21 protein-coding genes are annotated in these 23,396 nt (G+C 62.8%); 6 read left to right on the top strand and 15 right to left on the bottom strand.

What is annotated here, in order from left to right; translation table 11 throughout:
- Nucleotides 1-7: 7 nt before the first annotated feature.
- The 3 genes from ACZ3GY_RS22115 (at nt 8) to ACZ3GY_RS22105 (ending at nt 4,632) form a co-directional block, all read left to right on the top strand.
- On the top strand, nt 8-1,585 hold the full coding sequence (locus ACZ3GY_RS22115; RefSeq protein WP_465911992.1) for a methyl-accepting chemotaxis protein: 1,578 nt from the start codon (nt 8-10) through the stop codon (nt 1,583-1,585).
- A gap of 326 nt (nt 1,586-1,911) precedes the next feature.
- Entirely contained in the window at nt 1,912-3,276 is a 1,365-nt protein-coding gene (locus ACZ3GY_RS22110) for a glutamine synthetase family protein (protein ID WP_465911991.1), read from the top strand.
- Between the two features lie 54 nt (nt 3,277-3,330).
- Complete coding sequence (locus tag ACZ3GY_RS22105; protein WP_465911990.1) at nt 3,331-4,632, top strand: NAD(P)/FAD-dependent oxidoreductase; 1,302 nt, start codon at nt 3,331-3,333, stop codon at nt 4,630-4,632.
- A gap of 226 nt (nt 4,633-4,858) precedes the next feature.
- Here the strand turns inward: ACZ3GY_RS22105 and ACZ3GY_RS22100 are convergent, their stop codons facing one another.
- Both ACZ3GY_RS22100 and ACZ3GY_RS22095 read right to left on the bottom strand, forming a co-directional pair.
- Entirely contained in the window at nt 4,859-6,814 is a 1,956-nt protein-coding gene (locus ACZ3GY_RS22100) for a metallophosphoesterase family protein (RefSeq protein WP_465911989.1), read from the bottom strand.
- A gap of 111 nt (nt 6,815-6,925) precedes the next feature.
- On the bottom strand, nt 6,926-7,603 hold the full coding sequence (locus ACZ3GY_RS22095) for a Crp/Fnr family transcriptional regulator (protein ID WP_465911988.1): 678 nt from the start codon (nt 7,601-7,603) through the stop codon (nt 6,926-6,928).
- Nucleotides 7,604-7,690: 87 nt separating this feature from the next.
- Here ACZ3GY_RS22095 and ACZ3GY_RS22090 point away from each other — a divergent pair, with 87 nt between their 5' ends.
- Nucleotides 7,691-8,212, top strand: coding sequence for an Mpo1 family 2-hydroxy fatty acid dioxygenase (locus ACZ3GY_RS22090; RefSeq protein WP_465911987.1), 522 nt, complete (start codon nt 7,691-7,693; stop codon nt 8,210-8,212).
- Between the two features lie 158 nt (nt 8,213-8,370).
- Here the strand turns inward: ACZ3GY_RS22090 and ACZ3GY_RS22085 are convergent, their stop codons facing one another.
- The 6 genes from ACZ3GY_RS22085 to oscA form a co-directional block, all read right to left on the bottom strand.
- The gene (locus ACZ3GY_RS22085) at nt 8,371-9,129 is read right to left on the bottom strand and encodes a sulfite exporter TauE/SafE family protein (protein ID WP_465911986.1); all 759 of its coding nucleotides are present in this window, start codon (nt 9,127-9,129) and stop codon (nt 8,371-8,373) included.
- Nucleotides 9,130-9,236: 107 nt separating this feature from the next.
- A complete protein-coding gene (locus tag ACZ3GY_RS22080) occupies nt 9,237-10,235 on the bottom strand; it encodes a sulfate/molybdate ABC transporter ATP-binding protein (protein WP_463563205.1) in 999 nt (332 codons plus the stop codon).
- Between the two features lie 61 nt (nt 10,236-10,296).
- On the bottom strand, nt 10,297-11,163 hold the full coding sequence (cysW, locus tag ACZ3GY_RS22075; RefSeq protein ID WP_463563206.1) for a sulfate ABC transporter permease subunit CysW: 867 nt from the start codon (nt 11,161-11,163) through the stop codon (nt 10,297-10,299).
- A gap of 10 nt (nt 11,164-11,173) precedes the next feature.
- Nucleotides 11,174-11,986 (bottom strand): sulfate ABC transporter permease subunit CysT, encoded by an 813-nt coding sequence (gene cysT, locus ACZ3GY_RS22070; protein WP_225836269.1) that lies wholly within the window; start codon nt 11,984-11,986, stop codon nt 11,174-11,176.
- 81 nt (nt 11,987-12,067) lie between these two features.
- On the bottom strand, nt 12,068-13,069 hold the full coding sequence (locus tag ACZ3GY_RS22065) for a sulfate ABC transporter substrate-binding protein (protein WP_465911985.1): 1,002 nt from the start codon (nt 13,067-13,069) through the stop codon (nt 12,068-12,070).
- A 157-nt stretch (nt 13,070-13,226) separates the two neighbouring features.
- Nucleotides 13,227-13,409: a sulfur starvation response protein OscA gene (gene oscA, locus ACZ3GY_RS22060; RefSeq protein ID WP_225836266.1), complete on the bottom strand. Its 183-nt coding sequence runs from the start codon at nt 13,407-13,409 to the stop codon at nt 13,227-13,229.
- A 317-nt stretch (nt 13,410-13,726) separates the two neighbouring features.
- Between oscA and ACZ3GY_RS22055 the strand changes: the two genes are divergently transcribed.
- Nucleotides 13,727-14,308: an alpha/beta hydrolase gene (locus ACZ3GY_RS22055; RefSeq protein ID WP_225836264.1), complete on the top strand. Its 582-nt coding sequence runs from the start codon at nt 13,727-13,729 to the stop codon at nt 14,306-14,308.
- Between the two features lie 101 nt (nt 14,309-14,409).
- A complete protein-coding gene (locus ACZ3GY_RS22050) occupies nt 14,410-15,360 on the top strand; it encodes a sigma 54-interacting transcriptional regulator (protein WP_465911984.1) in 951 nt (316 codons plus the stop codon).
- Between the two features lie 353 nt (nt 15,361-15,713).
- Here the strand turns inward: ACZ3GY_RS22050 and modC are convergent, their stop codons facing one another.
- The 7 genes from modC to ACZ3GY_RS22015 all read right to left on the bottom strand — a co-directional run bounded on the left by modC (nt 15,714) and on the right by ACZ3GY_RS22015 (nt 22,847).
- On the bottom strand, nt 15,714-16,808 hold the full coding sequence (gene modC / locus ACZ3GY_RS22045) for a molybdenum ABC transporter ATP-binding protein (RefSeq protein WP_465911983.1): 1,095 nt from the start codon (nt 16,806-16,808) through the stop codon (nt 15,714-15,716).
- Nucleotides 16,805-17,488: a molybdate ABC transporter permease subunit gene (gene modB, locus ACZ3GY_RS22040; protein WP_465911982.1), complete on the bottom strand. Its 684-nt coding sequence runs from the start codon at nt 17,486-17,488 to the stop codon at nt 16,805-16,807. The genes modC and modB overlap by 4 nt, the downstream gene beginning before the upstream one ends.
- 259 nt (nt 17,489-17,747) lie before the next feature.
- On the bottom strand, nt 17,748-18,506 hold the full coding sequence (modA, locus tag ACZ3GY_RS22035) for a molybdate ABC transporter substrate-binding protein (protein WP_465911981.1): 759 nt from the start codon (nt 18,504-18,506) through the stop codon (nt 17,748-17,750).
- 197 nt (nt 18,507-18,703) lie between these two features.
- Nucleotides 18,704-19,564, bottom strand: coding sequence for a glycine betaine ABC transporter substrate-binding protein (locus ACZ3GY_RS22030; RefSeq protein ID WP_225836258.1), 861 nt, complete (start codon nt 19,562-19,564; stop codon nt 18,704-18,706).
- A gap of 213 nt (nt 19,565-19,777) precedes the next feature.
- The gene (locus ACZ3GY_RS22025; protein WP_463563215.1) at nt 19,778-20,722 is read right to left on the bottom strand and encodes a choline ABC transporter substrate-binding protein; all 945 of its coding nucleotides are present in this window, start codon (nt 20,720-20,722) and stop codon (nt 19,778-19,780) included.
- Nucleotides 20,723-20,767: 45 nt separating this feature from the next.
- On the bottom strand, nt 20,768-21,649 hold the full coding sequence (locus ACZ3GY_RS22020; protein ID WP_225836256.1) for an ABC transporter permease: 882 nt from the start codon (nt 21,647-21,649) through the stop codon (nt 20,768-20,770).
- Between the two features lies 1 nt (nt 21,650).
- Nucleotides 21,651-22,847, bottom strand: a complete 1,197-nt coding sequence (locus ACZ3GY_RS22015) for a quaternary amine ABC transporter ATP-binding protein (protein WP_463563216.1) — start codon at nt 22,845-22,847, stop codon at nt 21,651-21,653.
- Nucleotides 22,848-23,396 lie beyond the last annotated feature (549 nt).

Raw genomic sequence — 23,396 nt, 5'->3', positions numbered from 1 at the left:
AAAAATAATGAGGTTCGCCATGGGTTCTGGTTTTACGCATGACCGGCTGGCATTGGCCCTGCACGTGCTCGGCTTGCTCGCGTTGCTGGTGGTCTGGCAGCAGGTGCATCTGCCGCCCTATCTTGGCGCCATTGCGCTGCTGTTGCTGGCGCTGTGGCCGTGGTTCGGGCCCTGGCGCAAGGCTGCTGAGCCGCCCGCCGACGCCGCGCCAGCAGCCTCGCTGGATGAACTGAGCCGGAGCCTGTCGCAACACACTTGTCATAACGCCCTGTCGGCAGCTCAGGTGGCCTTCACTGTGCAGCAGCTGGCCGGCAAGCTGCAGTCGCAGTTGGCCGCGGTCGAGCAGATCGGCGAAGGTGCCCATGCCGTGACTCGCACCGAGCAGAGCAATGCCGAACTCGCCGGCCAGACACTGGGCGCCGCGCAAACCGTGCGTACCAGCAGTGCCAGCGGCCAGGCCGAGCTACAGCAGGCGATCAGCCGCATGCAGCAACTGAGTGCACAGACCGCTGCCAGCCGCGAGCTGATCGACGGGCTCAGCGCCCGTACCGAGCAGATCGAGCAGGTCACCCAGGTGATCCAGTCCATCGCCAGCCAGACCAACTTGCTGGCGCTCAACGCCGCCATCGAGGCCGCCCGTGCCGGCGAGCAGGGCCGCGGTTTTGCAGTGGTCGCCGATGAGGTGCGCAACTTGGCCGGTCGTACCGCCACCGCCACCGGTGAAGTCGGGCAGATGGTCGCCGATATCCGCCAGCAGAGCACGGCGGTGGTCAGCCATATCCAGCGCCAGGCTGATGAGCTGGAAGCGGCCGCCCGGCAGATCGAATTCACCGGCGAGCAATTGCGCGGTATCGCCGACCTAGCGGCCGATGTGGACACCCAGGTAGCGCAGATCAGTGCCGGTACGGCGAGCAACCACGAACACCTGGCCGAGCTGCTGGTGGCGGTCGAGCAGTTGCGCGGTGATGTGCGCAGCAGCGAAGACCAGACCCGCCAGTTGGGCAAGGCGGCCGAGCAGTTGGTCGGTCAGGCGGAAACCGTCAGTGAGCGGCTCGCCAGTGTCGGCCTGGACAGTTACCACCAACGCATTTACGACCTCGCGCTGGAAGGCGCTGCGGCGATTGGTCGGCAGTTCGAGGCCGATATTCAGGCCGGACGTATCAGCCTGGCGGATTTGTTCGACCGCCAGTACCAGCCGATCCCCAATAGCTTTCCGGCCAAGTTCAAGACCCGTTTCGACGGCTATGCGGATCAGGTCTTGCCTATCCTCCAAGAGCCGCTGCTCAAGCGCCACGAAGGCCTGGTGTTCGCCATTTCCACCACCCCGGAAGGCTATGTGCCGACCCACAACGAGGCGTTCAACCATCCGCCCACCGGTGATCGCGCCGTGGATACCGTGAAGAGCCGCAGCAAGCGGCTGTTCAACGACCGTACCGGCATCCGCTGCGGCAGCCACAAGCAGCGCGTGCTGCTACAGACTTACATGCGTGACACCGGCGAGCTGATGCACGACCTGTCCGTACCGATCCATGTGCAGGGCAAGCACTGGGGCGGTTTACGGCTGGGTTACAAGCCGGAGCCTTGAAAGGTGATTGTTTAGCATGTGGCTATCTGAAGGTGCAGTAATAACGATTTAACGCGACTATTGCCGCGTGCGAGCCTCGTTGACATGTCTAGCCCGCTTTGCAGTTCAGCCCCTGTCATCGTTCTGCCTGCCTTGCACTCGCGGGGGCGGGCGCCCGAACCCACGGCGCTGCCACAGACGCTCACCTTCTGGGCCCTCTGGCATTGCCGCCACGCCCGCCCGCCGGATGTTCTTCTCGCTTCGCTATGATGCCGGGCTGCCCATGCAGCCGATAATTCGATCCGGGTCACCCGTGACGGTCGCCCATGGCTATATGAGAAGTCATCATGCAATTCGCTCCGCTGCAAGACGCCGAGGATTTCCTCGCGCAAAACCCCGATATCGAACTGTTCGAACTGTTCATCATCGACGCCAACGGCGTGCCACGCGGCAAGCTGTTGCACCGTGACGAACTGCTCGCCGTTTACCGCAGCGGGCGACCACTGCCGAGCACCATCCTCGGCCTGAGCATCAACGGTGATGACGTGGAGGATTCCGGGCTGGTCTGGGACGTCGGCGACATTGATTGCCGTGCCTACCCTCTGGCCGGTAGCCTGGTGCGCCTGCCCTGGCGGCTGATCCCCACCGCGGCGGTGCAGGTCAGCATGCACCCGCAGGAGGGCATGCCGGCCAGCATCGCCGACCCGCGCCATGTGTTGGTGCAGGTGATCGAGCGGCTGCAGGCCGAGGGATTTTACCCGGTGATGGCCTGCGAGCTGGAGTTCTACCTGCTCGATGCCGAGCGCGACGCCCACGGCCACCCGCAGCCGGCCCTGGATGCCGATGGCGGGCGGCCGCGCAATACCCAGGTCTATGGCCTGCGCGAGCTGGAGCAGATCGAGCCGTTTCTCGCTGACTTGTATGCCGCGTGCAAGGCTCAGGGCATCCCCGCCCGCACCGCGATTTCCGAGTACGCGCCGGGGCAGGTGGAAATCACCCTGGAGCATGGCGATGCGTTGCAGGCCATGGATCAGGCGGTGCGTTACAAGCGCCTGGTCAAGGGCGTGGCTCACCGGCATGGCATGCAGGCCTGCTTCATGGCCAAACCGTTCGATCACCTGGCAGGCACCGGCATGCACATGCATGTCAGCCTGAACGACGCCTCGGGCCGCAACCTGTTTGCCAGCGAGGCGCCTGCGGGTACGCCGCTGCTGCGTTACGCGGTGGGTGGCATGCTCGCCAGCCTGCTCGACTCGCTGCTGCTGTTCTGCCCCAACGCCAACTCCTACCGGCGTTTCCAGGCCAACAGCTACGCACCGCTGGCGCCGACCTGGGGTGTGGATAACCGCACCGTCAGCCTGCGCGTGCCGGGTGGCCCGGCGTTCACGCGGCATATCGAGCACCGCATCTGCGGCGCCGACGCCAACCCTTATCTGGCCGCTGCGGCGATCCTTGCCGGTATCCACCGGGGTATCCGCGAGGAGCTGGACCCCGGCGAGCCCATCGAAGGCAACGGCTATGCCCAGGCCAAGACCCTGCTACCCACCGACTGGCTCACCTCGCTGTCCGCGCTGCAAGCTTCGACCTGGGCGCCAGAGGTCCTGGGTGCGGAGTTTCTGCACGTGTACCTGGCGGTCAAGCGCGAGGAGCAGCGCCGCTTCATGGGTGAAGTCGGCGAGCAGGATTGGCGCTGGTACCTGACTCAGGCGTGAACGTGCACAACATGATTATCGTGGCGCGCTCAGGCGGGCCGCTAAGGAACTGACATGAAAGACATGGCTACGGCAGCCGAGCGCAGCCCATCCTATTACAGCGCGAGCATCGACCAGGAAAGCGACTACCCGAGCGTGCAGGGTGAGGTGCGGGTCGATGTGGCGATCATCGGCGGTGGGTTCACTGGCGTAGCCACTGCGGTCGAACTGGCCGAGCGTGGCCTCAAGATCGCCGTGGTGGAAGCCAACCGCATCGGCTGGGGCGCCAGCGGCCGCAATGGCGGGCAGGTCACCGGCAGCCTGTCGGGCGACACCGCCATGACCAAGCAGATGCGCAAGCGGCTGGGCGATGAGGTCGACGACTTCATCTGGAACCTGCGCTGGCGCGGCCATGACATCATCGAGCAACGGGTGCGTCGCTACGGCATCGCCTGCGACCTCAAGCACGGCCACCTGCACGCGGCGATGAAACCCGCCCACCTCAATGAACTGCGTGCCTCCCACGACGAAGCGCTGCGCCGTGGCATGGAGGCGGACTTGACCTTGCTGGACACCAGCGGCGTACGCGCCCACCTGGCCAGCGACCTGTACCTCGGTGCGCTGAAGAACACCCGCAACTTGCACCTGCATCCGCTGAACTTGTGTCTGGGCGAAGCGCGGGCGGCACACAGCCTGGGCGCGCTGATTTTCGAGCACTCGCCGGTGCTGGAGATCGTCCACGGCGCCACGCCGACGCTGGTCACGGCCGAGGGGCGGGTGGTCGCCAATCAGGTAATGCTGGCCGGCGACGTGTACCACAAGCTGGAGCCGGAAAAGCTCAAGGGCATGATCTTCCCGGCCATGGGCGGCATCGTTACCACCGCGCCGCTGGGCGAACTGGCTGCGCAGATCAATCCTCAGGATCTGGCCGTCTACGACTGCCGCTTCGTGCTCGATTACTACCGCCTGACCGCCGATGGGCGCCTGCTATTCGGCGGCGGCGCCAACTACTCCGGGCGCGACTCGCGTGATATCGCGGCCGAGTTGCGGCCCGGCATTGAACGTACCTTTCCGAGCCTGAAAGGCGTGCCCATCGAGTTCCAGTGGAGCTGCGCCATGGGCATCGTGGTCAACCGCATCCCGCAGTTGGGCAAGCTGTCACCCAATGTCTGGTACTGCCAGGGCTACTCCGGCCACGGCATCGCCACCAGCCACGTGATGGGCGAGATCATGGCCGAAGCCATGAGCGGTGAGCTGGCGCGTTTCGAGACCTTTGCCGGCTGTTCGCACATCAAGGTGCCGATGGGCGACGTGTTCGGCAACCCGATGCTGGCGCTGGGCATGTGGTACTACCAACTGCTGGAGAAGCTGCGCTAGACGATACGCTAAGAGCCGCGTCGCGCGGCGAATGGTGGGTATGGACGCCGCTTTTGCAGGATGGCCGCAATCGGCTCGCCCCGAGGTCGGGGCTCCTACGGATCTGAGGATTCACACGACCCTGTAGGAGCCGCGCCCCCGCGGCGAATGGTGGTCACGCCGCTATTTTTCTGGATGGCTGCTATCGCTTCGCCCCGAGGTCGGGGCTCCTACAGGATTGATGGCTTCACGCGCGTTTAGGCTCTTCGTGCGGCTCCGGTACTTCGTCGCGGTCATCGATGAATTCGGTGCGCGGCGAGCCGTCGGCGTTGTGTTGGAACACGCGGCTGGGCTGGCCTTCGGCGTTGAACAGCACCTGACCGAGGCCGGCGGAATTCCACAAACGCTCGCCTGCCTTGCTCTGCTTGGGAATGTGCGGGAACACCTGCATGCGGCGGCGTTTGGTCAGCCAATTGAGGGGCGACCAGGGTGCATACAGCCAGCGGTTGAGGCGGTCGAACGTATCCAGCAGGCGTCGTGGAAATTCGTTCTTCACGCCGCTGCTGGTGATCTGCCAGACGGTCGGCCCATTGCGCCGTTGGCGTACCTTGACCTCGTAAAAGAACGAGTAGTGCACGTCGCCTGAGAGCACCACGTAGTCCCGTGGCGTACGCGAGTGACGGAAGATGTTCATCATCACGCTGGCAGCGCCGCGATGGGCCATCCAGTTTTCCGCATCGACCATCAACGGGTGGCCGGCCCAGCTGAATACCCGCTGCACCGCTTCGATCAGCTTGACGCCGAACATCGGCGCCGGCGAGACGATGATCGCCGAGGGGTGGTCGAGCAGATCCTGCTGGAATTCGCTCAGGGCTTCCCAGTCGAGCAACCCGGAGGGGCGTTTGATATTGCGCTCGCTGCGCCAACGTCGGGTGCGTGTGTCGAGTACCAGCAGCGCCGGTGTGCTGGGCAGCACGTAGTGCCATTGCTGGAATGCCATCAGCTCGTCGATCAGGCGATCCTGCGCCGGGCTGCCGAAGCCTCGTTCCCTGGCCTGCTCGCACAGGGCGCTGATATTGGCCATTGGCTCGGCGAAGGCGTCGGGATTGTTACCCCAGCCCTGACACAACAGATAGCCAATCAGCGCGTTGCCGATGATGCGCTTGGAGAAGGGATGGCCGTAAGCGGTTTCTTCCCATTGCGCGGAGAGGTTCCAGTCATCGGTCACGTCGTGATCGTCGAAGATCATCAGGTTCGGCAGGTGCGCCAGAACACGGGCAACCTGACCCAGGTTGGCGACGAAGGCCTCAATGCAAGCCTGTTCCGTGCGGTAGCGCTCGGCGTCTTCTTCGCTCAGTTCCGGCTGGTCGAGGTCGATCAGTGTCCAGGGCGTCGGCGACCAGACCAGCAGGTACATGGCCAGCACCTCGGCCAGGGTCACCAAGTGGTTGTCGGCGTTGCTGCTGGTGAAGATGGGCTTTTCGGTACCACCGAAGAAGCGCTCGCGCAGCGTTTCGTTGGTCTTCAGTGCGGGCAGCAGATCGGCACGATGGTAGTAACTGGCCGGGTGCACGTAGAGATCGGCGCTGTCTTCGACCACCGCGCCCTCGAGTTTCTCGTGATACAGGCCCAGGCGTTCGATCAGCGTGTGGACGGCACGCAACATCGGCCCGGCGACGTCATCGGCGTACACCTGATCGCCGCTGTGCATCAGCAGAGCGGGGCGCTCGTGCGGTGCGTGGGCGGTGGCCAGCAGGCGATCAGCGCAGAGCAGGCCATCTTTGGACGGGTGATGAGGCTTGCGGCAGGAGCCGTGCAGCAGGTTATCGATACGCGAGCGCAGCACGAAGTTGGGCTGCGGCGCGCCGTCGTACAGCAGGTGCGCGGCCCAGTCGGCGATGCCCTGTTGGCCGTCGACCAGCAGATCGTAGTCGATGCGTTCGTCCTGGGGCAGCGGGGTGTCGAGGTGCAGGTCGATCAGATGGATGACCGCGTGCTCGCCGATCACCAGGCGCTGACAAGCATCATCACCCAGCGGGTAATCGCGCGCGGCCTGTTCACCCGGCGCGAGGCGCAGGGTCAGTTGCAGCGCGCGGCTTCCTACCAGCCACAGCACCAGGCGGCCAGGCTCCAGGCGCCGCAGGATCGGGCCAGCGAGTACGGCAGGCAGGTCGGTGGAGTCTTGAGTTTCTGGCAACGGCATCCGGGATCGCTTCCGGCCAGCACGGGGTCAGCCGGCAGGCCTTTATTTCAGGCAATGAATAGGGACATGGCGCTTAGCCATTGGTTCGGCTGTCACAAAAGCTTCATGTGGTTACTGGGCGGCCTGTCGCAGGCCATCGAGGTCGAGAATCTCGATCTCACCGTAGGTCAGTCGCACGATACCGCGGGCCTGCAGATCCTTGAGCACACCGTTGGCGGTCTGTCGGGAGATGGCCAGCATCGCGGCCAGTTGCTCCTGCGCCAGGTGAATGATGCGCCGGGGCCCCTGGGTTTCGCCATAGTCTTCGGCGATCAGCAGTAGGCGCCGGGCCAGACGCTGCGCAGCGGGCAGCAGGCTCATCTCTTCCAGGGCGATGAACGCCAGGCGTACCTTGTGGGCCATCAGCAGGGCGATGTCACGCCAGTAGGCGGGGTTGGCCTCGAGCAGACTCAACAGGCCGGCCTGGGGCACGTGCAGCAGGCTGCTGGCGCCCTCGGCGAAGGCATCGTGGGTACGCGGCTGACCGTCGAACAGGGCGATTTCGCCGAACCAGTGCGGCGCTTCCACCAGAATCAGCAGCGCTTCCTTGCCTTGGGCATCCACCGTGCCGACGCGCACGGCGCCGGACAGCACGGCATACAGGCCGCTGGGTGAGTCGCCACGGCTGAACAGACGTTGCCCGGCCTCCAGGTTCAATTGCCGCCCCTGGCTCACCAGCGTCTGCTGCAACGCCTGCGGCAGTGCGGCGAACCATTGGCCCTGAAGCAGAACGGCATGCAGATCGGTCATGGATGTTCCGGTTTGTCGGCTAGCTGACAGTGCTGGCGAGGTGGCGGCGCCATTATGCGATGACACGCACCCAAGAGGATAACAACAATGAAAACCCTGGTGGATCACCTCGCCCAGTACGCGGCCTATCACCGCGATCGGCGCAATATCGTCACCCACTTCGTCGGCATTCCGATGATCGTCCTGGCGGTCACCGTGCTGCTGTCGCGCCCTGGCGTGGCGGTTTCAGGCTTATGGCTGTCACCGGCTGCGGCCGTGGCGTTGCTGACTACGCTGTTCTACCTGCGCCTGGATTTGCGCTTCGGTGTGGTGATGGGCGCGTTGCTGGCGCTCTGCCTGTGGTTCAGCGCCGGGCTGGCGATGGGCGGCGCGGCATTGTGGCTGAGTGCGGGGTTGGGGTTGTTCGTGGTGGGCTGGATCATCCAGTTCGTCGGCCACTTCTACGAAGGCCGCAAGCCGGCATTCGTCGACGACGTTATGGGGCTGATGATCGGGCCATTGTTCGTGGTCGCCGAAGCGGCTTTTTTGCTCGGCCTGCGCCAAGAGATTGAGCATGAAGTTGTCCAGCGTGCTGGCCCGACGCTGATTCGCGAGCGTGGGGTGGTTTGACCGGGCTTTTATAAGGCGAAAGCGGATGGTGAGCAGAGCTTTCTTTTTGTAGGAGGGGCTTTAGCCGCGAGCTCTTTACACCTAGCTAAGCAAAATCGAGGCTAAAGCCTCTCCCACAAAAGCTCTGCTCACCGGCTGCTTATGCCCCATCTCAGCCGCTAGAAACCACCGCGCAGCGCCAGGTCTGCGCCGAGTAACAGCAGGCCGATAAAGAACCAGCGTTTGAAGCGCTCCGGGCTGATACGGCGGCGCAGCCATTGGCCGCCGGCCATGCCCAGCAGGGCTGGCAGCAGTGCCAGAGCGGACATGCCGAGCACTGCCGGTTGCAGCAGCTCGCCACTGTGGCCGAGGCTCAGCGCCAGAGCCAGGGTCGACACGCTGAAGGAAATCCCCAGGGCCTGCACCAGATCGTCTTTTTCCAGGCCAATGGCCTGCAGATAGGGCACCGCCGGAATCACGAACACGCCGGTGACGGAGGTAATCGCTCCGGTAATGGCGCCGATCAACGGGGCGAGCCAGCTTTCATGAGCCGGCGTCACCGTGAAGCGCACCGATGCCAGCCCCAGTACCGCATAGAGGATCAGCGCCAGGCCCAGCCAGCGCGTAGCATTTGGCAGGCTCTGGCTCTGCAGATAGAAGCCGATGACCAAGGTGCCGGCCACGATGCCCAGCAGCAGTGGCCACAGGCGGCGCATCATCGGCAGCGGGCTGCGCCCATCACAGAGTTGCCAGATGTTGGTGACCATCGACGGGATGATCAGCAGCGCCGCTGCCTGCATCGGCGTCATCACCAGACCCAGCAGGCCGACCGCGATGGTCGGCAGCCCGAGGCCGACCACACCCTTGACCATGCCGGCGAGCAGGAAGGTGAGCAGAATCAGCGGCAGGTAGGTGACGAGACCGTCGAAGGTGAGCATGGGCGAGCGTCCGTTGCAGGTAGGCCCTTATGGTAGGCGAAGGCGCAAACAAAAACGCCCTGGCTGTTTGGCCAGGGCGTTTCGACTTGAAGCTTATCGCGTGGCGCTTATGGCTGAACACCCGTGCTGACCGGCTTGCCGCCCTTGGGTTTGAAGTACAGCGTGGTGCCGCGGCTGAGGTTATCCAGGCTGAGGTGATCCTTGGCCACTTCGGCTTCGATCAGTTCGTCCTGGCCTTCGACCTTCAGAGTGATGCGGGTGATGGCGCCGAGCAGGCGGATGTCACGCACTTCACCAGCCTGATGACCTTCCAGTGCCTCGGTCGACAGGCTCACTTCGTGCGGGCGGAACAGCACGTGGTGATCGTCGCCGACATACAGACGGTTGGCGTCACCGAGGAAGTGGTAGACGAAGTCGCTGGACGGCTTCTCGTAGACCTCGGCCGGCGAGCCGATCTGTTCGACCACGCCCTTGTTCATCACCACGATGCGGTCAGCCACTTCCATGGCTTCTTCCTGGTCGTGGGTCACGAACACGCTGGTCAGGTGCACTTCTTCGTGCAGGCGCGCCAGCCAGCGACGCAGCTCTTTACGCACCTTGGCGTCGAGGGCGCCGAAGGGTTCGTCGAGCAGCAGCACCTTGGGTTCCACCGCCAGGGCGCGGGCCAGGGCGATACGCTGGCGCTGGCCACCGGAGAGCTGTTCCGGATAGCGGTCGGCCAGCCAGTCGAGCTGCACCAGGTCGAGCAGGTCGTGAACCTTCTTCTTGATCACGTTCTCGTTCGGGCGCTCGCCCTTGGGCTTCATGCGCAGGCCGAAGGCGACGTTGTCGAACACGGTCATGTGGCGGAACAGGGCGTAGTGCTGGAACACGAAGCCGACCTTGCGATCACGCACGTCGTGCTCGGAAACGTCTTCACCGTGGAACACGATGCTGCCGGTATCCGGGACTTCCAGGCCGGCGATGATGCGCAGCAGGGTGGTCTTGCCACAGCCGGACGGGCCCAGCAGGGCCACCAGCTCACCGCTGTTGATGTTCAGGTTGATGTCGTTGAGCGCCTTGAACTGGCCAAAGTGCTTGTTGATGCCTTGAACTTGAATACTCATGGGTTACACCTGTCGTTCTGTCTGGCCGGTTCGCGCAAGAGCGCGGCGCCGGCGGAATGATTCAATCGTCCTGATTCGTCTTGAGCTGCCGGCTCAAGCGCGCTTCGCTCCATTGGCGAAGCAGCAACACGACCAGGGCCATGACCAACAACAGGATGGCCACGCTGAACGCGGCGACGATGTTGTATTCGTTGTAGAGAATCTCGATGTGCAGTGGCAGCGTGTTGGTGTAACCGCGGATGTGCCCGGAAACCACCGATACCGCACCAAACTCGCCCATCGCCCGCGCCGTGCAGAGCACCACGCCGTAGACCAGCGCCCATTTTACGTTAGGCAGCGTGACATGCCAGAACATCTGCCAGCCATTGGCGCCGAGCAGGCGTGCGGCTTCCTCTTCGGTAGTGCCCTGTTCTTCCATCAGCGGGATCAGTTCGCGTGCGACGAAGGGGAAGGTCACGAAGATGGTCGCCAGGACGATGCCCGGTACGGCGTAGATGATCTGCAGGTTCTGATCCTGCAGGTACGGCGCCAGCTTGCTCTGCGCGCCGAACAGCAGCACGTAGATCAGACCGGCGACCACCGGCGATACCGAGAACGGCATGTCGATCAGAGTCACCAGCACGCTCTTGCCGCGAAACTCGAACTTGGTCACCGACCAGGCCGCCGCGACACCGAATACCAGGTTCAGCGGTACGGAAATGGCCGTGGCCAGCAGGGTCAGCTTGAGCGCGGAAATGGCGTCCGGCTCGCGGATCGCCTCCCAGAAAAACTCCAGGCCACGGCTCAGGCCCTGGGTGACGACGATGTACAGCGGCAGCACGAGAATCACCGCGAACACCGCCCAGGCGATGACGATCAGGGTGATGGCGCCGGGGGAGCGGCGTACCGGGCGCGCAGCCGCGTTCTTGCTAAGGGTTGCAAGGCTCATGACGGGCTCCTCAGATTTGCGGCTGAATGCGGCGCTGCAGCAGGTTGATCAGCAGCAGCAGGACGAACGAGACCACCAGCATCAGCACGCCAATGGCGGTGGCGCTCGGGTAGTCGTACTGATCCAGCTTGGAGACGATCAACAGCGGCAGAATCTCGGTCTTCATCGGAATGTTGCCGGCGATGAACACCACGGAGCCGTACTCACCGACACCACGGGCGAAGGCCAGGGCGAAGCCGGTGATCCAGGCGGGCAGCAGGCTTGGCAGCAGCACGTGCCAGAACACCTGAAGAGGTTTGGCGCCCAGGCAGGAGGCCGCTTCTTCGACTTCCTTGGGGAAATCGGCGAGTACCGGCTGCAGGGTGCGCACCACGAACGGCAGGGTCACGAACACCAGTGCCAGGGTGATGCCCAGCGGCGTGTAGGCGATCTTGAAGGGGAACAGCGAGCCGATCATGCCGTTGGGCGCGTACAGCGCGGTCAGTGCGATACCCGCGACCGCAGTGGGCAGGGCGAACGGCATGTCGACCATGGCATCGATGATGCGTCGGCCGGGAAAGGTGTAGCGCACTAGTACCCAGGCAATGATGGTGCCGAGGATGCCGTTGAGCAGCGCCGCCGCCAGGGCGGTGCCGAAGGAAAGTTTGAGGGAGAACAGCACCTGGCGGTTGGTGATCAGGTTCCACCATTGCTCCAGCGACAGCTGCAGCGAGAACAGGAACATGGCACCCAGCGGAATCAGCACCACCAGCGCGAGATAGGTCAGGGTGTAGCCCAGAGTCAGCCCGAAGCCGGGTATGACCGAGGAGGTTCGACGAGACATGGAGAGTCCTTTTTAATCAGGTCCGCAGAGCAAAGCCCGCCAATCCTTCAGGAGTGGCGGGCTTCGTCGATAAGGCGTGGCTTACTGATTGATCTTCTTGAAGATGTCGTCGAACACGCCGCCGTCGTCGAAGTACTTAGGCTGTGCGGAGGCCCAGCCACCGAAGTCCTTGTCGATGGTGACCAGATCCAGATCCTTGAACTGATCCTTGAACTCGGCTGCCACTTCGGCGTTACGCGGACGGTAGAAGTTCTTCGCGGCGATGCGCTGGCCTTCTTCGCTGTACAGGTACTGCAGGTAGGCTTCGGCGGCCTTGCGGGTGCCTTTGCGGTCGACGTTCTTGTCGACTACTGCTACCGGCGGTTCGGCGAGGATGGACAGCGACGGGGTGACGATTTCCAGTTGGTCGCCGCCTTCTTCGGCCAGCGACAGGTAGGCTTCGTTTTCCCAAGCCAGCAGCACGTCGCCCAGGCCACGCTGTACGAAGCTGATGGTCGCCCCGCGGGCACCGGTGTCGAGAACCGGCGCGTGACGGTACAGCTCGGTCACGTATTCCAGGGCTTTTTCGTCGCTGCCGTATTTCTTCTTGGCGTAAGCCCAGGCAGCGAGGAAGTTCCAGCGTGCACCACCGGAGGTTTTCGGGTTCGGGGTGATGATTTCGACGCCATCCTTGACCAGGTCATCCCAATCCTTGATGCCTTTCGGGTTGCCCTTGCGAACCAGGAACACGATGGTCGAGGTGTACGGGGTGCTGTTGTCGGCCAGGCGTTTCTGCCAGTTCTTGTCGATCAGCGGCTGGTTCAGGTTGATCGCGTCGATGTCGCCGGACAGCGCGAGGGTCACCACGTCGGCTTGCAGGCCGTCGATAACGGCACGTGCCTGTTTGCCCGAGCCACCATGAGACTGCTGGATGGTCAGGGCTTCGTTGCCTTGTTCTTGCCAGTGCTTGTTGAAGGCCTTGTTGAATTCGACGTACAGCTCACGGGTCGGGTCGTAGGACACGTTGAGCAGGGTCTGGGCGGAAACCGGGCCGGCTACCAGGGCGCTGGCGAGTGCAGCGAGTGCGAAACGGCGAATGGACATGGTGGAGCTCCTCGATACTGAATACGGTGTTGGCGTGTTGGGCTTTGTTTTTCGATGTCAGGTCTCAGCCCGACATTCGTGGGTTACATCGGCAGTAGCGATAGGGGTTCATGGTGAGTCTCATGTGCGGCCCGTCGTCGGGTTGGCGAAACAGCGATCAGGCGTTCTTGCTACCGGATGGCTGCAGGCGGAATTTTTCCTTGCGCTCGATCTGTACTACCTGACCGTTGTGCACGGTGATCTCTACCGAGCCGAACTTCAGGCCGTTCAGGGCGCTTTGGATCTCACGCAGGATGGTGGCGTCATCCTGGCCTTCCAGGTTGCGAAGGGTTGCGGTCATGGCTAAAGGCTCCTTGCCCTCGTTCTCGGTGCGACGGCTGTCGGCTGCGGGGCGTGGAGCGGATACTAGGGAATCTGAAATATTCTTAAAAATACTGTTTAAGAACATTTATATTTCTTCTGGGTATATATCCGATTTACGGTCATCACAGATCGCTATTTGCTTATGAGGAATAAGCAAATAAGTTCTTATTCTTTTTGGTTTCTGTTTTGCCCTCCTACACTGCACGGCATGCAGAGGTGAATGCACAGGGTGCAGATGCAACTGCACACGATGCACTTACAGCTGCACGACATGCAGATACGGGAGGCGCCGCGATGCGCAGTGAAGCGATTCGATACCTGATAGTGCCGGGCTGGCAGGGCTCGGGCGATGACCATTGGCAGAGCCACTGGCAGCGCAGCCTGCCCAATAGTGCGCGGGTCGAGCAGCTGGACTGGCTGACGCCGCGCCGCGAGGATTGGGTTGCCGCTCTGGAGAGGCAGATCCTCGCCGACCCGAGGCCGGCGATTCTCATCGCCCACAGCCTGGGTTGCGTCACCGTCGCTCACTGGGCGGCGCAGGCGCCAGTGGCATCGCTGCGCCGGGTGCGCGGTGCGCTACTGGTCGCTCCGGCCGATGTACAGCGCCCCAATTGCCCCGAAGCACTGCGCAATTTCGCGCCGATTCCTCGGCACCTGCTGCCATTCCCCAGCCAGCTGGTCGGCTCCGACAACGACTCGGCGGCCAGTGCCGCGCGCGCCATCGAACTGGCCCGCGAATGGGGCAGCGAGACCGCCATCCTCAGCGGCGCGGGGCATATCAACGTGAAGTCCGGGCACCAGCGCTGGGAGCAGGGCTTCGCTTACCTGTTCCGGTTGCAGAGCCGTATAGAGCAGCAGATGCGTCGCCGCGCCTGACGGTTGCTTGCCGCCGCGCCATACAGGGTGCGGCTTGACCGCGCTTTACCAAGCCCATTATTCCATCGGCCGTTCGCGGCTGACGTCAAAGAGAGTGATTTATGAGCCTGTCATCGGCTGGCGACCAGTCGCTGCTGATTTTTCCCGATGCGGACAAGAGTCCGCTGAGTATTCGTGCCAAGGCGCTGGTGTTCATCGACCCCCGAACCCGGCAATTGCGCGAAGAAGTCGAACGCCTGGCCGGTCTGCCCGTGCCGATCCTGATCCAGGGCGAAACCGGTACTGGCAAAGAGTTGCTGGCGCGGCACATTCACCGGGCCAGTGAGCGCCCCGGCCTGTTCGTCGCCCTGAGCTGCAGCGGTTTGAGTCTCAACCACGCCGAGGCCGAGTTGTTCGGCTACGTGGCCGGTGCCCATCAGGGTGCGCCGAGCAGCCGCGCCGGCTGGCTGGGCTCCGCCAACGGCGGCACCCTCTATCTGGACGAAATCGCCGACCTGCCGCTGCCCCTGCAGGATCAGTTGCTCAGTGTGCTGGAGACCGGCGAAGCCTGGCGGGTTGGCGCTGCACAGCCGACCCCGCTGGATGTGCGCCTGGTGGCAGCCACCAGCATCGACCTGTGGCAGGCCGTGAAGGCCGGCAAGTTCGACGAGCGCCTGGCCCATTACCTGAGCGATGGCCGCCTCGAGTTGCCGCCGCTGCGCGAGCGGGTTGGCGACGTGCTGCCGTTGGCCGAGTACTTCTTGGGTATCTACGCTCAGCGTCTGCGCTTGCCGCTGCCAGGCATCAGCCTCGCCGCCCAGGCCGTGCTCGAACGGCACGACTGGCCGGGCAATACCCGCGAGCTGGAGAACGTGGTGCACTTCGCGCTGCTCGTCTCCGGCGCCGACGAGATCGACGCGCAACACCTCAATCTGCCGGCAGCAGCCCCGTTGAAGCGCATCGAGAACGCCCTCGAGCAGTTGATCGATGACGGCGATGCAGCCCAGCTCGCCGCCCTGCGCGAGCTGCTGCGGCGTGCTGAGGCAAGGGCGCCGGTGCTGGCGGCTTCCTGATACGACACTGTGTGAGCGGGTGGTTAAAAGGCGAAAACGGCCGGTCGCGTAACGTGTAGGAGGGGCTTTAGCCTCGAGCTTTTTATCAAGGCAAACAAAGAGCTCGCGGCTAAAGCGGATCGCCGCCCGGCCCCTCCCACGAGATCGCGACCGTCCGCTTTGATGATGGCTCCCACGCTCCAGCGTGGGAGCCCAATCCAGGGCGCTCTGCGCCCGTCAGGCCTCGACATCGGACGCAGAGCGTCCCTGCAGGCATTCCCACGCGGAGCGTGAGGAACGATCAGATTGAACCCCGCAGCAGATGACCGCTATCGCCCCCTTGTAGCCATATGCATTACTGGGCCCGTTGCGCCTTACGACGCCAGCAGCGACACCGATTTGACCTGTGCCCACAGCGGTCGCCCGGCGCGGATATCCAGCTGATCGAAGGAGTAGCGGGTGATGCGCGCGATGATGCGTTGCTCGCCGAGCTGCAGTTCGACCAGGCGGTGCGCCGGATTGGGCAGCTCGAACCAGCGTTCGACCGTCGCCGGCAGCAGGTTGAGCACGCTGCTGTCGCGGGCCTGTTCCAGGCTCAGGCTGACGTCACGGGCCTTGATCTTGATCCGCACCTGACGCCCTGCCGGCAACGTCGCGTGGGCCAGCCGCAGGCAAGCCGTGCTGCCAGGCAGCCTGATATCGAGCAGGTCGTAGTGCGCGTCGTGCCGCTCGACCTGGCCTTCGATCACCGCCTCGGCATCGTCCTCGAAGATGAATGGCAGGTCGCTGCGGATCAGCGTTTCCTTGAGCGGCCCGCTGGCCGTGACCCTGCCTTCGTCGAGCACCACCAGATGATCGGCGAGACGCGCCACTTCGTCCGGTGCGTGACTGACGTAGAGGATCGGAATATCCAGCTCGTCGTGCAGGCGCTCCAGGTACGGCAGCACTTCGCCCTTGCGTTTGAGATCCAGCGCCGCCAGTGGCTCGTCCATCAGCAGCAGACGCGGGCTGGTGAGCAGGGCGCGGGCCATGCCGACGCGCTGGCGCTCACCGCCGGAGAGACGCTCCGGCAGCCGCTCCAGCAAATGCTCGATGCCAAGCAGTTCGACCGCCTGCTCCAGAGGCACACGACGCTCGGCCTTGGCGATGCGCTTGAAACCGAATTGCAGGTTGCGCAACACCGACAGGTGGGGAAACAGGTTGGCGTCCTGAAACACGTAGCCGACCGGGCGCCTGTGGGCCGGCAGCCAGATGCCGCTGGCGCTGTCCTGCCAGGTCTCGCCGTTGATCTGCAGGTAGCCGCTGCCTGGCCGCTCCAGGCCGGCGACGCAGCGCAGCAGGGTGGTCTTGCCCGAGCCGGAGTGGCCAAACAGGGCGCTGACGCCGCGACCGGGCAACTGCAAGTCGACATCCAGGGTGAAGCCGGGATGCGTCAGGCTGAAACGGGCGTGGATGCGGGAATCGCTCATGACCAGGCCTTCTGGCTGCGCCGGCCGCTGGAGTAGAGCGCCAGCAGCACCAGGAAGGAGAACGCCACCATGCCGCCAGCCAGCCAGTGGGCCTGGGCGTACTCCATGGTTTCCACGTGATTGTAGATCTGCACCGAAGCCACCTGGGTCTTGCCGGGAATGTTGCCGCCGATCATCAGCACCACGCCGAACTCACCGACGGTGTGGGCGAAACCGAGGATCGCCGCGGTGAGAAACCCCGGTCTGGCCAGCGGCAGCACCACGCTGAAGAACGTGTCCCAGGGGCCGGCGCGCAGCGTTGCCGCTGCTTCCAGCGGTGCACGGCCCATGGCTTCGAAGGCGTTCTGAAGCGGTTGAACAACGAACGGCAGGGAATAGAACACCGAGCCGATCAGCAACCCGGCGAAGGTGAAGGTCAGGGTACCCAGGCCGAGTGCCTGGGTCAGTTGGCCGAAGAATCCGTTGGGGCCCATGCTGATCAGCAGGTAGAAGCCGATCACCGTTGGCGGCAGCACCAGCGGCAGGGCGACGATGGCGCCGATCGGTCGCTTCAGCCAGGAGTCGGTACGCGACAGCCACCAGGCGATGGGCGTGCCGACCAGCAGCAACAGCACCGTGGTCAGAGTGGCCAGCTCCAGGGTAAGGAGAATGGCGGCGAAGTCGTTGGGCCCCAGGGGCATGCAATGGCCTTTTAGCTGTGGTGGACGGGGAAAAGTGCCGGAGCCGGCTGCTGATCTTCCGACGTGAGCGCTGGCATTTCAAATCGATGGCTGCAAAGTGGCGTAAGCGGCCGGTGAGCAGAGTTTATTTTGTAGGAGGGGCTTTAGCCCCGAGCTTTTTTGGGGTGCAAAGAGCTTGGGGCTAAAGCCCCTCCTACAAGTTACGCGAACGTCCGCTTTTGCCTTGCTGCATCCGCTCGCAAGGTCGTTAACAGGCCATTCAGAGCAGGTAGCCGTAGGCCTTGATGATTTCGGCGGCTTTCGGCCCTTTCAGGTAATCGACCAGCGCCTTGGCTGCCGGGTTGGTGGCGCCTTTCTTGAGGATGAGCGCGTCCTGGCGGATCGGCTCGTACATCGTTTCGGGCACTACCCAGGCCGAACCGCTGGTGATCTTGCCATCCTTGTAGACCTGGGAAAGGGCGACGAAGCCCAGTTCGGCATTGCCGGTGGAGACGAACTGCAGCGCCTGGGTGATGTTCTGGCCTTCGACGATCTTGCCCTTCAGGGCGTCGCTCAGGCCCAGCTTGGCCAGTGTCTGGGTTGCGGCCAAGCCATAGGGCGCAGCCTTCGGATTGGCGATGGACAGGTGCTTGAAGTCGCCTTTCTCGAGCACGGCGCCCCTGTCATCGACGACGCCTGCTTTCGGCGACCACAGCACCAGCTTGCCGATGGCATAGGTGAAGCGCGAACCGTCCACGCTCTGGCCTTCTTTCTCGAGCTTGGCTGGGGTGCTGTCATCGGCGGAGAGAAAGACCTCGAAGGGCGCGCCGTTGCTGATCTGTGCGTAGAACTGCCCGGTGGCCCCGTAGGACGCCTGCACGCTGTGCCCAGTGTCCTTCTCGAACTCGCTGGCAATCGCCTGCATCGGCGCGGTGAAGTTGGCAGCGACCGCTACCTGCACCTGATCGGCAAGGGCGTTACCCGCCATGGCCAGGCTGGCGCAAACAACGAAAAGCGGACGAACGAGGCGGTTACGCATGGACGGCTCCTGAGGGTGTGGGCCACCAACGGCGGCCACTTGCGGTAACGCTATATACAAAAATATATGGCGATAGGGAAGTGAAACCGTCAGTTCGCTCATCACAGTGAGCCGATCTCTTTCAGTGCCAGAACGAAAAATGCCAGTCAGATCACCTGACTGGCATTTTCGAGACCACCCTGTAGCAGGGTGTCAGATCACTTCAGCCATTCGGCGACGCGATCCGGGTTCTTGGCAATCCACTGCTTGGCCGCTTCTTCAGGCTTCACGCCATCACGAATGGACAGCATCACCGCGCCCACTTCCTCGGCGCTCCACGACAGCTTCTTGAGGAAGGCCGCGGCTTCTGGCGCCTTGGCTTCCAGGCCTGGGTTGGCCACGGTGTCGACGTGCTCGGCTTCGCCGAAGACGTTTTTCGGGTCTTCCAGGAAGCGCAGTTTCCATTGCGCGAACATCCAGTGCGGGATCCAGCCCGTCACCACGATTGGCTTCTGATCTTTCTCAGCACGGGTCAGGGCGGTGGCCATGCCTGGGCCCGAGCTCGGCATCAGCTTGATGCTCTTGAGGTCGTACTCCTTGATCGCGTCTTCGGCGCGGCGCATCACACCTGCGCCGGCGTCGATACCGGTAATCTTGCCGTCGAAGTCCTTGGCGTATTTCTCCAGGTCAGCGATGGTCTTGGCTTCTACGTAATCCGGCACGATCAGACCGATCTTGGCGCCGTCGTAGTTGGTGCCCAGGACGGTGACCTTGTCCTTGAGCTTCTCGAAATATTCGCCATGTGTGGCTGGCAGCCAGGCGGAGAGGGTGGCATCGAGGTCGCCGCGGGCCACGCCCTGCCACATGATGGCGGGTTCGACCGGCTGCAGGGTGACGTCGTAACCGAGTTTGGTCTTGAGAATTTCGCCAGCGACGTGGGTGACGGCGACGCTGTCGTCCCAGCCATTCACGTAGCCGATTTTTAAAGCGGGTTTGTCCGCCGCCATGGCGCTGGACATGCCCATGGCCAGGGCGGCGACGCCGAGGCTCTGCAGGCAGAGGCGTTTAAAGTTATGCATAGGTCTTGCTCCGTCAGTGAGTGGCAGTTCAGTTGGTTTACTGGCTCGTTCTGATTGCGGGCCTTGCGGCACCGGCTGTGCAGAGCAGGGCATGGCCCTGGTGAAACCGGGCGCATGGGAGGCGTGCCTCCCAGCTGACAGGCCGCGCAGTGTGCGCCGCCTGTCTGTACCGAACCCGGCCTGTAAAAGCCGGATCACAGTGAGTGCGGGCTGTTAAAGCCCGACGAATTTCTTCACGGCAGCAACGCCGTCCTTGCCATCGAAGGTGGTTACGCCTTCCAGCCAGGCGTCGAGCGCTTGCGGGTTAGCCTTGATCCACTCCTTGGCCACGTCGGCCGGGTCTTTCTTCTCCAGCACTTTTTCCATCAGCTGGCTTTCGATATCGACGTTGAACTGCAGGTTGTTGAGCAGTTTGCCAACGTTGGCGCAGCGCTCTTCGTAATCTGGCGGTACCACGGTGTAGACCTTGGCGGCGCCATAATCCGGGCCGAACACGTCGTCACCGCCGGAGAGGTAGGTGATGTCCTGTTGGGTGTTCATAGGGTGCGGCGCCCAGCCTAGGAAGACCACCGGCTCTTTCTTGCGAATCGCGCGCTGCACCTGCACCAACATGCCGGCTTCGCTGGACTCGATCATCTTGAAGTCGCCGAGATCGAAGGTGTTGCCCTTGATCATGCCGTCGATCAGCAGGTTGCCGTCGTTACCCGGCTCGATGCCGTAGATCTTGCCGCCCAGCTGATCCTTGAACTTGGCGATGTCCTGAAAGCTCTTCAGGCCCGCTTCGGCTGCATAGGTCGGCACGGCCAGGGTGTACTTGGCGCCTTCGAGGTTGGCCTTGGGCAGTACCTTGACGCTGTTGTCCTTGGTGAACGGCTCGATCACCGAGTCCATCGACGGCGCCCAATAACCGAGGAACACGTCGATCTGCTTGTTCTTCACGCCGGTGAAGGCGATCGGTACCGAGGCCATGGTCTTGCGTGGCGTGTAGCCGAGGCCTTCGGTCAGGGTCATGGCCACGCCGGTGGTGGCGGCGATATCGGCCCAGCCGATTTCGGCGAAACGCACCTGTTTGCAGCTGGCCGGCTCTTGAGCCCAGGCGCCCTGCATCAACATGCAGGACAGCACACCTACGCCCGCCGCCTTGTAAAAGTTGTTCATCCGCGAATCCTTGTAGAGTTGAAAGAACGCTGAGTATGGTCGGCTTTACTGGCGCTGCAGACGCGCGCTCAGCCAGTTGAACCAACCGGCACGGTTCGCCGCAGTTTGCGGGGTGCCGAAGCTCTCGGTGATACGGTCGAGGATGATCGCCAGTAGAACCACGGCCATGCCGCTTTCGAATCCCAGGCCGATGTCCAGACGCTGGATACTGGCCAGTACGTCGTTACCCAGGCCGCCAGCGCCGACCATCGAGGCAATGATCACCATCGACAGGGCCATCATGATGGTCTGGTTGACGCCCGCCATGATCGACGGCATCGCGTTAGGCAGTTGCACCTTGAACAGCAGTTGGCGACCGTTGCAGCCGAACGACTGGCCGGCCTCGACGATTTCCTTGTTGACCTGGCGAATGCCCAGGCTGGTCAGGCGTACCGCTGGAGGCATGGCGAAGATCACCGTGGCGATGATGCCGGGCACGCGGCCGAGGCCGAACAGCATGGCTGCCGGGATCAGGTAGACGAACGCCGGCATGGTCTGCATGAAGTCCAGAATCGGCCGGATGATGGTCGACACGCGCTCGCTCTTGGCCGCCCAGATGCCCAGCGGAATACCCATCAGCAAGCTGATCAGGGTCGCCGAGAAGGTCAGACCGAGGGTCACGACGGTCTGTTCCCAGAAGCCGGTCATGACGATCAGCACGAAGGCGATGGCGGTGAATACGGCGAAGCGAAAGCCGATGCGCCACAGGCCGAGGGCCACGAAGATGGCGATCAGCAGCCAGGCCGGGGGCAGCATGAGTACTGCCTCGATGCCCTCGGAAAAGCCGCTGACCACGCTGCCGATACTGTCGAAGGCACCGCTGTAGTTATCCAGCAGGTGTTGTACCGAGTCGTTGACCCAGCTGCCCAGATCCAGTTTCTCGCTCATGTCATTCTCCCTGCAGACGAGTCAGAAGGCGGCCTTTGCTGATGGCGCCACTGTAATTGCCGTCCTGGTCGACCACCGGGATCGGCCCCTCGTTGTCCACCAGGCGACCGATCACCTGATCCAGTGGCATGTCCTCGGGAACCGGATTGATTTCCTTGAGAACAGCCTGATTCAACGAACAGGATTCGCCGCCCTCGACAAGCAGGGCGATCTTCTCCAGGCTGATGGAGCCCTGGAACTTGTTGTCTTCGTCGACGATGAAGGCGTAGTGCTTGTCCTGTTCCTGCAACTCACGGCAAACGGTCTGCGCGTCGGGCGCCTTACCGTTGTGCACGTAGATCGGCACGCTGTCCGACTTGAGCTGGCCAGCGGTCAGATAACGGCTGGTGTCGACCGTATCGAAGAAGTTGCGCACATATTCGTTGGCAGGGCTGTCGATAAGTTCCTGCGGCGTGCCGACCTGAATCAGCTTGCCGCCTTCCATGATGCCGATGCGATTACCGATACGCATGGCCTCTTCGATATCGTGAGACACGAAGATGATGGTGCGGCGATCGGTCTTCTGCAGCTCGAGGAGGATGTCCTGCATCTCGCGGCGCTTGAGCGGGTCGAGGGCTGAGAAGGCTTCATCCATGATGATCATCGACGGGTCGACGGCCAGGGCGCGAGCCAGACCGACACGCTGCTGCATGCCGCCCGAGAGCTCGTGGGGGAATTTACTGGCGAAGGTGTCCAGGCCAACCTGGGTCAGAACCTGCATGGCGCGCTCTTCGCGCTCCTTGCGGCCCTTGCCGGCCACTTCGAGACCGAAGGCGGCGTTGTCCAGAACGGTGCGCGAGGGCATCAGTGCAAAGGACTGAAAGACCATGCTCATGTCGCGGCGGCGCAGTTCGATCAGTTGATCCTTGGGCAGCTTGGCGACGTTCTGCCCGTCGATGAAGACGTCTCCGGCAGTCGGTTCGACCAACCGGTTGATCAGGCGGATCAGGGTGGATTTACCGGAGCCGGAAAGGCCCATCAGGACGAAAATTTCACCTTCCTCGACGCTGAACGATACGTCGCTGACGCCAATGACGGCGCCTTTCTCGGCGAGAATTCTATCCTTGCTCCAACCTTGCTTTAGCAGGTCGATGGCTTCTTGCGGTTTGTCGCCGAATACCTTGTAGAGGTTCTCGACAACGATTTTTCCAGACTGCATGGGATGGTTCCCCTTCAGTAGACATCCAGAGCAGCTACACGCAGCCTGCCGCACGCCCACCGGGCATACGTCAGGCAATGTCGACTGTTCTCGCTTGTGGGTATGGACACGGTTCCGAGGTTTGGACAGCGTTCTGCTACATGGCGTTCTGCTGGCACTCGCGCACGCTCCCGAAGACCTGCCCAGGCGGCTTGCAGCCCCCGGCATTCCTGGGTTACCTGTCGAATGAATGATGCGTTGCCGTGCTGCAAACTGCTTTCCAAACCCTCTGGCAGTGTTACGAAGCCCAGTCCTTTGGGAATTCACACCTCATCCGAGGTGTGCGTACATCCGAAATTTCTTGTTGGACTGGCGCCCTGTTGCGGTAGCCAGCACTTATCTGTTCTTCGGTCCGGAGCGGAGGGCTCCGGTCTGCCACTCTGGTCAAGAGCGACAGCGACGAAATCGGCTGACTCAACGATATAGTCTTGCGGTCGCGGCAATTATCGAATTGCGACCCTGACGTGTTGGGCGACGACACCAAGGTGTGTCACCTAAAAAACCATAACA

The sequence above is a fragment of the Pseudomonas sp. PME37.24/006 genome (assembly GCF_055556635.1).
The sequence above is the reverse complement of the archived record's forward strand: the minus strand, read 5'-3'. Positions and strand labels throughout refer to the sequence as shown.